We start from the raw sequence: 15,255 nt of genomic DNA on the forward strand, positions 1-15,255 counted from the left end.
ATGAGCCAGCGGGACGTGGTCGAGGTCAACTTCGACGGCCTGGTGGGGCCGACCCACAACTACTCGGGGCTGGCCCACGGCAACGTGGCGTCGATGTCCCACGGTGGCCTGGTGTCCAACCCCCGCGAGGCGGCGCTGCAGGGCCTGGCCAAGATGAAGGCGCTGAAGGACGCGGGCTACGTGCAGGGCGTGCTGCCGCCGCAGCAGCGCCCTGACCTGGGGGCGCTGCGCTCGCTGGGCTTTGCCGGCGACAACGGTCAGGTGCTGGCCCAGGCCGCCAGCCAGGCGCCGCAACTGCTGCGCGCGGTGTGCTCCGCTTCCAGCATGTGGACGGCCAACGCCGGCACCGTGACGCCGAGCCTGGATGCCGCTGACGGTCGAGTGCACTTCACCCCGGCCAACCTGCAGTCGAGCTTCCACCGCTTTCTGGAGCCGGAGACCACCGGTCGGGTGCTGGCGGCGATCTTCGCCGATCCCGCCCACTTCGCCCATCACCCGGTGCTGCCGGCGACGCCGGCGTTCTCCGATGAAGGCGCGGCCAACCACACCCGGCTGTGCGGCGAGCACGGCGAGCCGGGGGTGCACCTGTTCGTCTACGGGCGTCAGGCCTTCGGTGGTGACGGCGTCGAGCCGCGTCGCTTTCCGGCGCGCCAGACCCTGGAGGCCAGCCAGGCCATCGCCCGCCAGCATGGGCTCGCTGAGCATCAAGTGGTCTACGCCCAGCAGCACCCGGATGCCATCGACGCAGGGGTCTTCCACAACGACGTCATCGCCGTGGGCAATGGCCCGGTGCTGCTCTACCACGAGCTGGCCTTCCGTGACGAAGAGGCCACCCTCGATGCGCTGCGCGAGAAGATGTCGACGCCGCTGATTCCGGTGCGGGTGCCGCTTGAGGCGGTCAGCCTCGAGGACGCGGTGGCCTCCTACCTGTTCAACTCCCAGCTTCTGTCCAATGACGACGGCAGCATGACCCTGGTGGTGCCGGGGGAGTGTCAGGAGCGTGAGGCGGTGTGGCGGTGCATCCAGGATCATCTGCTGGCCGGCAACAACCCGATCGGCGAGGTGGTGGTCAAGGACGTCAAGCAGAGCATGCGCAACGGCGGTGGTCCGGCCTGCCTGAGGCTCAGGGTGGTGCTGAGCCAGGCCGAGCGCGAGGCGCTGTCCGGCCGGGTGCTGCTCGACGACGCTCTCTACGCCGACCTGGTCGCCTGGGTCGAGCGTCACTATCGCGAGCGACTGGCACCGGAAGACCTGGCCGATCCCAGGCTCGCCGAGGAGACATTGGCGGCGCTGGACGAGCTGACGTCCCTCCTCGCGCTGGGCCCTGTGTACCCCTTCCAGGGAGCTGGCAACTGAGCCGCGATGGGCTCAAATGAACACGCGTATCCTGGTTGCTGTTTGTCGATTCGACCCCACCTATTGGTGGGGTTTTTTATTGAGCGAGAGCGCCAGATGGGCCTTGGTGCAGCGCTTCTGCCCAGGGCATGTAGCGCAGCGAAAAGACCGCGTCCGGATGGCAGTCGTTGCCGCGCTGACGGGGGCGTGCGGGCATTGCCTGGAAGTCGGATTCGGTCGCGCTGGTGCGGGAGAAGGCTTCGCGGACGACGCCGATGCGACAGCTCAGGGCGTCGCGGTAGGCCTGGCGCATGGGCGGATCCAGGTTGCGGGCGCCTTCGTCGTCCTGCCACCACACCTGCCAGCCGCTTTCGGCGATGTCCTCGGCCCAGGCCGCGTAGACCCCTGGCGTCACGAAGCCTCCGCTGAACATGCTCAGGTGCAGCGGGCCCGTCAGTTGTTGGCTGGCGCTGGCCAACTGGCGCGTCAGTTCCTGGCGCACGCCGGGTTCACGAAACAGCCAGTCATCGAGTTCTTCCGGCAGGTACCAGCCCACCGGCGTCAGCGGCCATTGGCGCTGGATCTGCTGCTGTCGCGCGTGGGCCTTGGCCAACTGCTGGTACCAGTAGTGACGGAAGCGGGCGTTGTCGGGGAGGGTTTCGTAGTACTCGGGGTCCTGATAGAGACCGATAATCAGCTCGAGTCCCTGGCGTTCGGCGTCGACCAGGGCGTTGGCCAGCCAGCCATCGGCGCCGCCGAAGGTCTCTTCGCCGTACTGGGTCCACTGCACGATCAAGGTGTGGACGCCGTTCTCGCGGGTACGCCGCCACAGCGCCTGCCACTGCTGTCGGCTGAGCGAGGCGTCGCGATTCTGAGGCTGGTAGAACAGGGTTTCGCTACGGTAGGCCTCGGCGGCTCTTGTCAGGAGGCTGTCGTCGGCGGCAGCGACCGTCCCCACGGGCATGGCAAGGAACACCGTCAGGGTCAGTGGCGCGATAATGCCAGCGAATGGGACTGGCACCGCGGTGCCTTTGAGGTGTCCTGCCACAAGAATGCTTGAGTTCATCACAGGCTCAGCTCCAGATGGATCATCCAGCCGTCGCGTTCCTGGTAGAGGTTGCCCCCCAGGGATTGCTGGTACTCGGTGGAGACGCTCAGCTTGCGGCGAAAGGCGTTGTAGTGATCCTCGTCGTACCACAACTCCCAGCGCAGTCCTGCGGCGAGGCGTACATCCTCGTCCCAGCCGGTGGTGTCGTGGCTGGTGGCCTGGAAACTGGCGTAGGGCATCAGCGTCTGGGCCGAACGGGTCGGCAGCTTGAAGGTGCGGCCCTGGCGGTAGCGGCCGAACAGCTGTACATCGCCACGTTGGGTCCACCAGGCGGCGTCGAGATAGAGCGAGCGCTCGTTCCACTGATCCTGGCTCGCGCGCCATTCGCTGCTGTAATCGCCCTGATCCAGAAAGGAGCCGGTGGCCCTCAGCAGCAGATTGTAGTCGGTGTGCTCGCCATCGTTTTTCTGGGACTCGGCGAACATCTCGGCGTACAGGTTCAGGTTGTGACGGGCCAACGGCTTGGCCCGCAGTCCCAGGCCCAGGGAGCGTCCTCGCCCGTAGTCGTCACGATCATCGCCGCCGATGATGGCCCTCATGTAGCCGGCCAGCTCCCGTCCCTGGTGGATCGGGTCGTGGCCAAGCGCGTGGTCCCATTGAACCACCTGGGTGTTGATATCGTGGCCGCTATCGTCGTCGTTATCGTGGTTCGATGGGTCACTGCGTATCCCCGGCGTCGGGCTGGTCGGTGACCAGCTGCTGGTCAGCGTAATCCGGTCGCGCCGCGTCAGTGTCTCGTGGGCCCTTCGCAGCCGGTAGCGGCGCTCGGCCATGGCCTCGAGGCTGTCCTCGCCCACCGCCAGGTCGAAGGGCTGCAGGTCGATGGCGTCCTCGATGCGCGTCATGGAGCGTGCGTTGTCGCCAATGCTGCTGTAGAGGTTCCCCAGGGTGGCGGCGCTGACATAGTCCTCGGGATAGGCCGGACGGGCGCGCTCCAGCAGCGCAATGGCCTCTGACCGAGCACCTGCTTCCTCCGTTGCAGCGAGCGTCAGTCCCAGCTCCCGGGCAAGTCTTGGCGAGCCCGGCGAGGCCGCCTGGGCCTGGGTCAGCCAGCGGCGTGCGAGGGTCGGGTCTCCGGCCTGACGGGCCACTTGGCTCGCGCCTTCCAGGACGGCGGCGTCGGTCTTGGGCTTTCCGCCGGCGGCTGCCACTGCGCCTCTGGCCAGCGCCACGGCGCCGGCGTCGTCGTGGCGGGCCAAGGCGATGCGCGCGCCGAGCAGCCTCGCCTCAGGGCTGTCGCTATCCTCGGGCCACCAGCGCCAGGCGCCCTCGGTGTCGCCACTTGCCAGGGCACTGCGCGCGCCGGCCAGGCGGTCTGTCTGGTCGAGTTCGCCGTCGCTGGTGCCGTCGCGTTCGAACGCTCGCCACTGACGCCAGGCGGCGTCGGGGTCGCCGGCGGCAAACAGCGCGAAGGCCAGTCGCTTGCGGGCCTGGATCTCTGGCTGCGTCCTTGCAGCCGTCACCGCGCCAGCTTCTGGCTGGCGCGGGGTGAGCTGTGTCAGCGCCCTCTGAAAATAGGCGGCGGCCTGGGCGGGCCTGTCTTGCGAGCAGATCCCGAGGGCCGCCCAGGGTGGCGTGCCGGCGTCGGCCACGCTGCTAACGACAGTGCAACGATCGTGGCGGGCAAGCTGCTCGAGCAGGTTGTTGCGCTGGGTGTCGGCCAGTCGGGGCTGGCGTACCAGCGCTTCCAGCGTTGAATCGGTGACGCCGGCATTGTCGTCGGCGTAAAGCTGGGCCAGTCGCGCCAGTGAGGTCGCCGATAGCCGCTCGGGGGCAAGCTTGAAGGCTTGCTCCAGCAGTCGCCGGGCCGCCTGGGGCCGCTGTGATGCCAGATACAGATAGCTTGCCTGCTCAAGCGAGCCGGAATCGCCGGTCAGATGATAGTGCTGCTGCCATAGCTCGGCGGCCTCGGGGCGTCCCAGCCGCTGGGTCAACTCGGCGCGCTCGCGCAGGATCGCCGGCGTCTGTGGCTGACGTGTCAGCAGGCGCAGCGCCTTGTCATCCAGCCCGTCGGCGCGATAGCGATCCAGCAGCACCCGATCGCGTCGCTGGTGCCAGGCCTCCGGCAGTTCCGTGGTTTCCAGCAGTTCGAGGGCATCGAGCCGATCGGCGAGTATCAGCCAGCTTTGCGGATCTTCCTTTGCGTCGCACTCGGTGAAGGTGCTCAAGGCCTCGGGGTCGCCATGATCGCTGAGCCAGCTCACCAGCGTCAGGCAATCCATGTTCTGGCGGCTGGCCATCTGGCGGACCCTGTCGGTGTCGCCCACTGCCAGCGAGGTCTGCAGCAGCTTGCGGGTGTCGCTGGCGTCCAGCTGATCCGACTGCTCCAGGGTGGCCAGCCAGCGCTGGGCGATCCCGGAGTAGCCCAGGGCGATGGCGCGATCGGCGCCTGCGCGCAGCACGAAATGGCGGACGTCGCCCTCGGGAAGCCTGGCGATCAAGGCATTGATGCCGCGTGCATCATCGGTCTGAATCATGGCGATCGACAGGCGTCGCCAGTCGTCGTCGTTCAGCGCATCTTCCATGGCGTGGGGCACCAGCGCATCGATCACGCCGTTCCAGTCCTGGATCTGCTCGGCCAGGGCGGCACGGTAGCGGTCCCGTGCCAGGGCGTCCTGCCGGGCGGGCACCGTAGCAAGCCAGTCCAGCGCTGCCCGGGCGCCGCGGGTTGCGCGCAGATAGTCGGCCTGGGCGCTCCACAGGGCCTCCCGGGCGCTGCCAGACGTTTCGCTGAGCCATAGCGTCAACTCGCCCTCGCTGGCGTGGCCGTCGGCGATCCAGGCCTGGCGCAGGGCATTGATCTGGACCGCCGCCACGTTGGCGTCCAGCGCCCCCAGCGCCGCCATGGCGCTATCCAGATTGCCCTGCTTCGCCAGTGCCTGGGCCAGCAGGCGATAGGCCTCGACGTTCTCGGGTACCTGACTGATCAGGTGCTCCATCAGCTGCTGGACTTGCGCCCAGTCGCGCTGTTCTGCTGCCCGGTAGGCCTTGTCGAGATAGGGGTAGCTGTGAAACTCCTCGAACTGGCTCAGCCCCCAGGCCGGTGGCTGAGCCAGCAGCTGAGCCAGCGACACGGCGATCAGCAGCGACATTGCCCTGGCCTTCATACCGCCACATTCTCGAGGCTGCGGGCCGCCTGTCGGCGGTGGTCCGCCTGGAGCGCGAGCGCTCGCCCCAGATCATTCGACGTAATCATCCCGCGTGCGACAAGGAAGTCGCCCAGACGACCCTGTTCAGGATCGAAGTCGATCATCGCCTGACCGAACAGGGCGGGTGTGATAAGCCCTTGCTCCAGCAACAGTTCTCCGAGCAGGTACTGGTGAGCGCAGTAACCATCGAGGCGTGCGGCGTCGGCGTCTGCATCCAGTTCAAGCAGCCGGTCCCGGTCGACGTCGCCAAGCTCTCCCAGGTACCAGTGGCGCAGGCCAAGGGTGACGCGACCGAGCGGGACCAGACGCTGCTCGACAGGACGCTTGATGCGCCGGCCAATGGCGCCGATGGCGACCGGACTCAAGGCGGTCTCGGTGGCGATGATCAGGCTGTTGCCGCTCTCGCCGATGGGCAGCGTGGCGTAGCGCAGGGCGACATGCCGGGGCAGGGCGTCGATCAGCGCGGGCGACAGCACCAGCGGATGGATCTCGACGCTGGCGATGCCCCGCCGCCTGGCATCCAGCCTGGCCAGCGTCGCCCCGGACACCAGGTCTCGTGCAATCAGCTCTCTGGGTAGCCGACGTGCTCCGACCTCAACACCTATGCGTTCGATATCGCTTGCGGTGACAACGCCATCCTCGATCAACAGGGCTTCGAGAGAGACTTGCACGGCGTCGTCGAGCTGGGGGAAGTCGTGGGTGGTCTTGTCCCAGGCGAAGGTGCGGTGACGCGCCCGGGTGAAGAACAGCTTCCAGGCCCGCACGTTAGCCAGAAAGTTGACCAGATTGCTCCACAGCATGCGTGGAAAGGACAGCAGGCCCTGACGCCAGCCGTAGTAGATCTTGACGAAGTAGAAGCGCTGGAAGGCCCTGTTGACCAGCAGCAGACCATTGATGGTGAGCAGGGTCTCCAGCAGCCAGCCACCGAGGATCGACTGGAAGTGCCAGGCCTGTGGCGACAGCACGGCGTACAGCCAAAGTCCTGCCAAGATCAGCATCAGCAGGGTGGCGACCAGCGCCAGGGGGTAGGCCACCAGGCCACGACGGTCGCGCCACAGAAAGTAGTTGAGACGCCAGTTGGTGCGGCTCCAGCCCAGATGCTGATAACCCTGGAAGACGATACCGGTGATCCAGCGGGACTTCTGCCGGACCACCGCGCCCAGCGCCGTGGGGAAGTGCTCGCGCACACAGATCACCTTGCTGTCACGCTTCGACAGGCCGTGGGCGTGTTCGCGCCGAGGCGACAGCTCGTCGCGCTCGACGCTGTAGCGCACGAAGACACAGGAAAGCCCGCTTTCGTGCAGGCGAAAGCCGATATCGTAGTCTTCGGTCAAACTCCAGATGTCGAAGGTGATGCCGTCATTGAGCTCTCTCAAGTGGGCCAGCGCACGACGACTGAAGCAGGTGCCGACCCCGGCGCTGGGCACCTGGCCGCACATGGCCTCGCGAATCAGCACGTCCTTGCCGTGGTACTCGGAGAACTCGTCGATGTAGTGGCCGCCGGAGAGCTGATACCAGCGTGGTCGGAAGGGGTAGACCGGGACCTGGATCAGGTCCTTGTCCGGCAGCAGATAGTTGTAGAGCCTAAGCTCCATCGGCGAAATGACGTCTTCGGCGTCATGCAGGATGCAGCCGGCAAACTCGATCCTGGCGGCCTTCTCGAAGCGCGCGATGGCCTCGATGATGTTGTTCAGGCAGTCGGCCTTGCTGGTGGGGCCGGGGCGTACCGTGACCACCTTGTGCACGTTGCTGAAGCTCTGGCAGACCGCATCTACCTCGGCCTGGGTCTCGGGGTCGTTGGGGTAGGTGCCGACGAATATCTGATAGTTCTCGTAGTCCATGGTACTGGCCATCAGCTGGGCCATCTGGCCGACCACGCCGACTTCCTGCCAGGCCGGCACCATGACCGCCAGCGGTTTCTCCCGGGCCTGATAGAGACGCTCCTCGTTGGCCCTGGGGTTATCGCGATAGATCGACCAGTAGCGCCAGCTACGCCGGCTCCAGTAGATCAGATCGAGAAACAGATCATCGATGCCCATGGCCAGCATCAGCAGGCACAGCGCTATGGCGACATACTTCAGGGCGTACAGCACATGGATGGTGGCGTCGACCAGCCACAGTGACAGCTCGGGGGATAACTCAGGCATCGCCGGCCTCGAGTGTCTCGACGGCGCGGACAAGCCAATCGTCAAGGTCTTCGATGATCTGCCTGGCGGCGTCGCCACTACCGTAGGGATTGGGGATCGCGGCCATGCGCCGGCGCGCCTTCTCATCGTCGAGCAGGCGCGCCGAGGCGGCCACGATGGCGTCGCTGTCACTGCCGGTGAGGATGACGGTACCGGCGCTCAGGGCATCGCATCGCTCGGTGTGCTCGCGCATCACCAGCACCGGCACACCGAGGGCGGGAGCCTCCTCCTGGATGCCGCCGGAGTCGGTGAGGATCAGACAGGCGCGGCCCATCAGCCAGACGAAGTCACGGTAGTCCTGGGGGGGTACCAGCAGCACGTTGGGGATGCCCGCCAGGGCGTGTTCGACGACGTCCTTGATCGCCGGGTTGAGATGGACCGGGTAGACCAGGTCGACGTCCGGGTAGCGAGCGGCGAGTGCGGCGATGGCGGTGCAGATGGTACGGATGCCATCGCCGTGGTTTTCCCTGCGGTGGCCGGTGATCAGCACCAGCCTGGCGTCGTCGCGCAGCGCGGCAAGCGGTGAGGGGGCTGCCGGGCGATAGCCTTGGCGGTCGAGGCGGTCTTTCATCCAGGCCAGGGCGTCGATGACGGTATTGCCGGTCACCAGGATGGAATCTGGCGCCACCTGCTCACGCAGCAGATTGTGACGCGCCGACGCGGTGGGGGCGTAGTGGCGCTGGGCGATACGCGCCACCATGCTGCGGTACGCCTCCTCCGGCCAGGGCGACGCGATATTGCCGGTGCGCAGCCCGGCTTCCACGTGAGCCACCGGGACCCGCCGGTGGAAGGCCGCGAGGCTCGCGGCAAAGCAGGTAGCGGTATCACCATGGACCATCACCAGGTCGGGGGCCACCCGGGACATCACCTGATCGAGTGCCTGGATCATGGCCTGCATCAGACCGTTGAGGGTCTGCGCTGGTCTCATCACCGCCAGATTGCTGTCCGGCGTGAGGTCGAACAGCGACAGTGCCTGGAACAGCATCTCGTCGTGCTGGCCGCTGGCACACAGATGCAGTGACAGTGCCGGGCATGCCTGTATGGCCTGGGCGACCGGGGCCATCTTGATCGCCTCGGGACGGGTTCCAACAACGAGCATGACGACAGGCATGAGACGTCCCATGGGAGCGGAGTAAAGTATTCTTTGATTATCTCAGCATACTTCGGTGCGAACTGGGCGCCATCGCAGTGACCTAGGTCAACAAAAGGATATTTTTTGCCGAAAGCGGCGAGAGGGCGACACCTCGTAAGGGAGAGGGGGAGCGACTCTTGGGAGAGAGGGCGGCGGCGAGCGTGGAGAGAGGGCGGCGGCGAGCGTGGAGAGAGGGTAGCGGCGAGCCTGGAGAGAGGGCGGCGGCGAGCCTAGAAAGAGAGCAGCGGCGGGAATCGAATCCCGGGACGACCCAGCCAGCAAGTCAGCCGGTTTTGCAATGCACAAGGAAGTCGAGCACCTTGTGCTCGCTCATCTCGCAGGGCTTCAGTTGCCACCCACGAGCGTTCAGGTAGCCGTTGAGACTGACAATATCGTTGCCGCCCAACTCCCGCGCGAACACCTTGAGCGAGCGCCCTCGGTTGAAGGTGCGTCGGGTCATGGCGTAGCGGCGTCCCCGGTAGTGCACCTCGCTGTAGCCCTCGGGCACACCTTCGAGCAAGAGCGCCAGGTCGTCGGGCGTCAGCTTGTCGGCTGTCAGATCGTCAGCAGCGGGATCTGAAGCCGGCTGCGGCCTGGCATCGGGCAAGTCTGGATGGGCCTTTGATGCTGCCGGCTTTCCAGTGGATGCTTGCGACATGGCATAGACCTCCGGGGCAATTGCTGCGGCGGCGAAGGGGCCGAGCGGTTATGCTGAGTCTACCCAAGTTTTCCCAGGCCAAGGAGGGATGCCCTGTGGCTGGAAGTAGTCTGTTAACCCTGATCGACGACATCGCCACCCTGCTCGACGATGTCTCGGTGATGACCAAGGTGGCGGCCAAGAAGACCGCCGGTGTTCTCGGCGACGATCTGGCGCTCAACGCCCAGCAGGTCACCGGCGTGGCGGCGGATCGCGAGCTGCCGGTGGTGTGGGCGGTGGCCAAGGGGTCGCTGTTCAACAAGTGTTTCCTGATTCCCGGCGCGCTGTTGATCAGCGCCTTCGTGCCCTGGCTGGTGACGGTACTGCTGATGCTTGGCGGGGCCTTTCTGTGCTTCGAGGGCGCCGAAAAGCTGGCCCACAAGTTCCTGCACAAGGAAGACGCCGAGCAGGAGCGCCAGGCGCGACTGGCGGCGCTGGCCGACGGCGAAACCGACATGAAGGCCTTTGAACGCGACAAGATCAAGGGCGCCATCCGCACCGACTTCATCCTCTCGGCGGAGATCATTGTCATCGCGCTGGGCACCGTCAGCGCCGCCCCCCTGAGCCAGCAGATCGCGGTGCTGGTAGCGATCGGCCTGCTGATCACCGTGGGCGTCTACGGCCTGGTGGCGGGGCTGGTCAAGCTCGACGACCTGGGGCTCTACCTGACGCAGAAGGACGGCGGCCTGGCACAGGCCCTGGGCCGAGGACTGCTCAAGGGCGCACCGCTGTTGATGAAGGGGCTGTCGATCTTCGGCACCCTGGCGATGTTCCTGGTCGGCGGTGGCATTCTTGCCCACGGCATCCCGGTGGTCGGGCACTGGATCGAGGGGCTGGCCGAGACCGAGGTAGCCCTTCCCGGCCTCGACGCCATCATGCACGGGCTGGTGCCAATGCTGGGGAACGGCCTGTTCGGCCTGGCCGTGGGTGCTGCCCTGGTGGCCGTCTGGACCGGCGTCCAGCGGCTTCGGGGCAAGGGCCACTGATCGCGGATAGGTAGACAGGGGCGGAGCGTGCTCCTGGCTTCAAGCAAGAAGGGCGACCCGTGGGTCGCCCTTCTTGTGTGGTAAATGGCCTTTTCCTGGCTTTGCCGATGGCCCTTTCCTGTCTTTACTGATGTGGGGCCTAGCCGGTAGCGCGTCGGCGTGCCGCGACCAGGGTACGCAGGGCGTCCACCGTCAGGAATATCACCAGGCTTACCCCCATTACCGGCATCGCCAGTCCCAGCAGCAGCGCCACCAGCGAAATGAGCGCCAGCACCGACAGCGGTAGTTCCAGCAGGGCCTGCCACAGCGTCTGGCTGTCGCGGGTCAGGGCACGGCGGCGCCACCACATGGCGTAGCCCCAGCCGACCATGGTCATGATGCCGATGCCGAGGGCGGCCAGCAGCAGTTGGTTGGGCAGGCCGAAGAGGATACCCATATGGCCGTCGATGCCCCAGCGGGTGAGCTTGGCCGCAGGCGGGTAGTCGTTGAAGCTCACCTGATCCAGCACCTGGAAGCTTTGCGGATGGATTGCCACCTCGTCCACCTGGGACGGCCAGCTACGGTCGATCTCGCGCACCTTCCAGGCCTGATTGTCGCCGGGCACCAGCAACTCGATCTTGCCGGCGTCGAGGCCTGTCTCACGGGCCTGGCGTTCGACCGCGTCGAAGGCCTCAAGCGACCCCGATACGGTCGGGTGAGCGCCGGGCATGGCGTGGTCGGCGTGTGCGTCGTAGGCGACGTCGTGGGCCTGAAGCGACTGGGACACCCGAGGCGTCCCCCAGCCTGCGGCCTTGAGCATGGTGAAGAAGTTGTCGCCGGCGTACTTCGACCAGGTCATGCCGGTGGCCGACAGGGCCAGCAGGCCGACCAGCAGGAACAGCCCCAGCAGACTGTGGCGTCGGCGGGTGCGCAAGCGACGGGCGGTGCGGGTCTGCTTGCCGGGCTGCACTCGGGGCGAGGGGGTGACCGCCCAGATGGCCAGTCCGCCGAGGGCGGCGAGCCACATCCAGGAAGCGGCCAACTCGCTGTAGAGGCGGCCGGGATCGCCCTGCATCAGGCTGCGGTGGATCTGGTCGATGATCCGGCGTAGCGGCAGTACCCCGCTGGTACCGTAGACAGTCATGTCGCCACGGATTTCGAGGCTTTGCGGGTCGACAAAGATGGCCCGGTGTTCGCCGGCATCAAGGCTCGGGTCTGCGAACATCACCCGGGTGGTGGCGCCGGGTTCGGGGGCCGGGCGCACGGCGCTGGGCAGGGCGGAATCATCGAGATAGTCCTGGGCCGCTGCAATCTGGCGTGACAATGGCCGGACCAAGGTCGCGGAAGCGCTGTCCGAGCCGGTGGTCAGCGCGTCCCGGTACAGTGCCTGCTCCAGTGCCGGGGTCAGCGCATAGAGCGTGCCGGTGAGGGCGGCGAAGAAGATGAAGGGGCCGACCAGCAGGCCGATATAGAAGTGCAGTCGTATCACCAGCGTCTTCAGCGCCGGCGCAACAGGTTTCGCGTGCGTCGTCATGGTCATTCTCTTGAAGGCGGAGTTGCCGACGGCGATGCCGTGGTGGCTCTGGAGGCGGTGGCCTCGATGGATCACGACAATGACGCGGGAGGGGCGCGGGGAGTCGGACGCTGGAAGCGCCCGCTGACAACGGGGGGAATGCCTGCAGTACAACGTGCCGGCGGGGCCCGCGGCGCCAGGCTAACCAATACCAGCAACAGCAGGGCCAGCCACGGCACCTGGGCAAACAGTACGCAGTAGCCACAGGCGGCCAGGTGATGATGCCCGGCGTCACCGATAGCCCCCTCGGCGGAAGGCTCGAACGTGCCGTGCCCCTCGACCTTGCCGACCGCCCCCTCAGCGGGAGGCTCAAACGCGCCGTGCCCCTCGACCTTGCCGACCGCCCCCTCGGCGGCAGGCTCAAACGTGCTGCGCCCCTCTACTTCCGCGGCGCTCGGCGTGGGATCATGCTGGGCATGGCCTTGTCCGGTGCCTTGAGCCAGGCCTTGGTGGTGACCATGTCCATGGTGGTGTTGTCGACCGGCCTCGTCCTCCATCGCCAGGCGCTGGACCTGGCTGATCAGTGGGCCCACGAAGAGCATCAGCATGGCCAGCACCGCCAGCAGGCAGACCCGGCGCTGACGGCGGGGTCGGGAGCTCAAGAGACGAGCGGCTGAGGGCATGAAAGAGGCAACCTTAGCGATCGGGAATATGCAGACGGGCCACTATAGTGCAGCGCCTGGCGTTTGCCCACGGTGGAGGCATGCTCTTCCGAGGGACCTGTGCCGGCGGCAATGGGGGCACACGGGTCGATACCACCAGCCAGGGATCTATCGATGAGTGACGGCTACAAAGAGGGCGAAGGGACCGGTGACAGGATCGGCGGCGGGATCGATGAAGCAAGCGGTGAAGGCCTGCAACCGCATCCTGGGCCGGACCGAGAGGCGCCATCGCTTGGCAGCCAACGGCTGGATCGGCCGCTCCATGGGCCGTTGAACCAGTCTCGATGTCAGCCGTTGTCGCTGGGCTATCAGGCGCTGCTGGAGGAGGGACATCTGGTTGCCGATGCCGCCCAGGCCCGGGCGGTCGAGGCGCTGGACGCCTTGCAGCAGGAGCTCGCTGGCGGCGTGACGAGCCGGGGCCTGTACCTCTGGGGGCCGGTGGGTCGTGGCAAGACCTGGCTGATGGATCTGTTCGTCGAATGCAGTCCCGTGACGGTGCGTCGTTGGCACTTTCATCACTTCATGCGCTGGGTGCACCAGCGTCAGTTTTACTGGCGGGGACAGCCCGACCCGCTGGCAAGGCTCGCCGAGGAGCTTTCCGCCGAGGTCGGGGTGCTGTGTCTGGATGAAGTCTTCGTCGAGGACATCGCCGACGCCATGCTGCTGGGCGGGCTGATGCAGCAGCTGTTCGCCAGACGCCTGACGCTGGTGGCCACCTCGAACCAGCCGCCGGCCGAGCTCTATCGCGATGGCTTCAATCGCGAGCGTTTCCTGCCGGCCATCGCCGCCATGCAGGCCCATCTTCAGGTGCTCGAACTGGATGGCGGTCAGGATCATCGCCGCCATCCCGGCGACGTTCACCAGCGCTATTTTGTGCGTAGGGCCGGCGACCCCGGCATCCTGTCCGAGCAGTTTGTTCGGCTGAGTGGCAGGGCGGCGACGCCCCGAACATTGGCGCTTGGCGGCCGCAAGCTGGAGGCCAGAGGCCTCGAAGGCAAGGTACTGTGGTGCGACTTCGCTGCCTTGTGCGAGGCGCCGCTGGCGGCGCTCGACTTCATCGCGCTATGTGATCGCTTCGATACGCTGTTGCTGGGGGAGGTGCCGTGCCTGGCTTCCAGGCCTGACGAGGATGATAGCGACGTCGGAGCCGCGCCGGATCGGCGACCGGGCGCTCCGCGTCCCATCGCTCGGGGTACCGAAGACGCCAGTGAGCGGGTGGCCGCCGGTGATCGCGTACTGCCGCCGCTGGGAGCCAGGGACGATAGCGTGCGTCGCTTTATTGCCCTGGTCGACGAATGCTACGACCGCCGGGTACCGCTGGTGATCGAGGCGTCGGTGGCGATGGAGGAGCTTTATCCCGATGGCTATCTGGCGTTTGCCTTCCGGCGCACTCTGAGCCGGCTTGGCGAAATGCAGCTGGCGCGCTTCGGGCAGCGCCGGTTGCCTTGATCCTTGCGGCGTCAGCCTGGGCGAGGCCGCGATCGGCAGGCGCCGTCGAAAAGTGTCGGCAAGGACAACAACGCTCACAAGTGAACGGCAATAGACGGAAGTGGACAGCAATGGACGAAAATCGACAGATGAACGGGATCACCATCGAGCGCTTGAGCGCCGCTTCGCAACAGCTTGACCAGGTCGCCGACTGGACCTTTGGCGCCTGGGGGCACCTGCATCCGGAGACCGACATCGACGGCTGGCGCCAGGCGGTGGCTCAGATGTGCGGTCCGGCCGGGGTGCCCTCGGTGTTCGTGGCGATGAAGGAGGGACAGGCCCTGGGCACGGCGAGCCTGTCGCCGGATGACATGAGTATTCGCCGGGAACTGTCACCGTGGCTCGCCTCGGTCTACGTGCCGCCCGAACAACGCGGTCAGGGGCTCGCCTCCGCGCTGGTACGACGGGTGGAGCGGGAGGCCCGCGACCACGGCATCGAGTGGCTTCACCTCTACACGCCGGATCAGCAGTCACTGTATCGCCGGTTGGGATGGGAAGAACTCGAAGAGCTCGACTATCTGGGTGAGCGGGTCACCATCATGCGGCGGCGGCTGATTGATGGGTGAAGTGAAAAGGTCGGTCGGAGGATGGACTGTGCTCAAACAGTCTTTTACGGAAGTTATCTGATTGAATTTTTTATAAAAAACGAAGGTGTGTGGTGGGGTGGGCTAGCCGCTGGGTTTGCCGCAGGCTAGCCTTCGTCAGGAGTATGCCATCTACCTTTATGAGATCGACTGACCCGGAGATCATGCCATGGACAAGCACACCATCGAAGGCAAGTGGATGGAACTGAGCGGTGCCGCCAAGGAAAAGTGGGGAGAACTCACCGACGACGAGATTCAGCAGGCCGAAGGCAACAAGGAAAAGCTGATCGGCATCATCCAGCAGAAGTTTGGCCTGGCCAGAGAAGAGGTGGAGAAGGAGTTCGACAAGCTCAAGGGCCGGCTCGATCAGTAGCGG

At 66.0% G+C, this 15,255-nt stretch carries 12 protein-coding genes; 5 read left to right on the forward strand and 7 right to left on the reverse strand.

Annotated features, from left to right (window positions below; all coding sequences use genetic code 11):
- Entirely contained in the window at positions 1–1,356 is a 1,356-nt protein-coding gene (gene astB, locus NKF27_RS03105; RefSeq protein ID WP_222515818.1) for an N-succinylarginine dihydrolase, read from the forward strand.
- Positions 1,357–1,432: 76 nt separating this feature from the next.
- On the opposite strand, the gene NKF27_RS03110 is transcribed toward astB, so the two are convergent.
- The 5 genes from NKF27_RS03110 to NKF27_RS03130 form a co-directional block, all read right to left on the reverse strand.
- Positions 1,433–2,356 (reverse strand): DUF4434 domain-containing protein, encoded by a 924-nt coding sequence (locus NKF27_RS03110; protein WP_253555305.1) that lies wholly within the window; start codon positions 2,354–2,356, stop codon positions 1,433–1,435.
- A 44-nt stretch (positions 2,357–2,400) separates the two neighbouring features.
- Entirely contained in the window at positions 2,401–5,550 is a 3,150-nt protein-coding gene (locus tag NKF27_RS03115; protein WP_253555306.1) for a tetratricopeptide repeat protein, read from the reverse strand.
- Positions 5,547–7,739 (reverse strand): glycosyl transferase family protein, encoded by a 2,193-nt coding sequence (locus tag NKF27_RS03120; RefSeq protein ID WP_253555307.1) that lies wholly within the window; start codon positions 7,737–7,739, stop codon positions 5,547–5,549. The genes NKF27_RS03115 and NKF27_RS03120 overlap by 4 nt, the downstream gene beginning before the upstream one ends.
- Positions 7,732–8,877: a non-hydrolyzing UDP-N-acetylglucosamine 2-epimerase gene (gene wecB / locus NKF27_RS03125; protein ID WP_253555308.1), complete on the reverse strand. Its 1,146-nt coding sequence runs from the start codon at positions 8,875–8,877 to the stop codon at positions 7,732–7,734. The genes NKF27_RS03120 and wecB overlap by 8 nt, the downstream gene beginning before the upstream one ends.
- 316 nt (positions 8,878–9,193) lie before the next feature.
- Positions 9,194–9,568: a hypothetical protein gene (locus tag NKF27_RS03130; RefSeq protein WP_253555309.1), complete on the reverse strand. Its 375-nt coding sequence runs from the start codon at positions 9,566–9,568 to the stop codon at positions 9,194–9,196.
- Positions 9,569–9,663: 95 nt separating this feature from the next.
- On the opposite strand from NKF27_RS03130, the gene NKF27_RS03135 reads away from it, so the two are divergent.
- Positions 9,664–10,593 carry a DUF808 domain-containing protein gene (locus NKF27_RS03135; RefSeq protein WP_108131280.1) on the forward strand — a complete coding sequence of 310 codons (930 nt, stop codon included), beginning with the start codon at positions 9,664–9,666 and terminating at the stop codon, positions 10,591–10,593.
- A 139-nt stretch (positions 10,594–10,732) separates the two neighbouring features.
- On the opposite strand, the gene NKF27_RS03140 is transcribed toward NKF27_RS03135, so the two are convergent.
- Together NKF27_RS03140 and NKF27_RS03145 are read right to left on the reverse strand one after the other, a co-directional pair.
- Positions 10,733–12,106 (reverse strand): PepSY domain-containing protein, encoded by a 1,374-nt coding sequence (locus NKF27_RS03140; RefSeq protein ID WP_253555310.1) that lies wholly within the window; start codon positions 12,104–12,106, stop codon positions 10,733–10,735.
- A gap of 71 nt (positions 12,107–12,177) precedes the next feature.
- A complete protein-coding gene (locus tag NKF27_RS03145) occupies positions 12,178–12,768 on the reverse strand; it encodes a DUF2946 family protein (RefSeq protein ID WP_253555311.1) in 591 nt (196 codons plus the stop codon).
- Positions 12,769–12,921: 153 nt separating this feature from the next.
- On the opposite strand from NKF27_RS03145, the gene zapE reads away from it, so the two are divergent.
- From zapE to NKF27_RS03160, 3 genes are all read left to right on the forward strand, one after another.
- Positions 12,922–14,256, forward strand: a complete 1,335-nt coding sequence (zapE, locus tag NKF27_RS03150; protein ID WP_253555312.1) for a cell division protein ZapE — start codon at positions 12,922–12,924, stop codon at positions 14,254–14,256.
- A 110-nt stretch (positions 14,257–14,366) separates the two neighbouring features.
- Entirely contained in the window at positions 14,367–14,861 is a 495-nt protein-coding gene (locus NKF27_RS03155; protein WP_253555314.1) for a GNAT family N-acetyltransferase, read from the forward strand.
- A 187-nt stretch (positions 14,862–15,048) separates the two neighbouring features.
- Positions 15,049–15,252, forward strand: coding sequence for a CsbD family protein (locus NKF27_RS03160; protein WP_253555315.1), 204 nt, complete (start codon positions 15,049–15,051; stop codon positions 15,250–15,252).
- Positions 15,253–15,255 lie beyond the last annotated feature (3 nt).

Source organism: Halomonas sp. DN3 (assembly GCF_024137905.1).
Taxonomy (GTDB): Bacteria; Pseudomonadota; Gammaproteobacteria; order Pseudomonadales; family Halomonadaceae; genus Halomonas; species Halomonas litopenaei.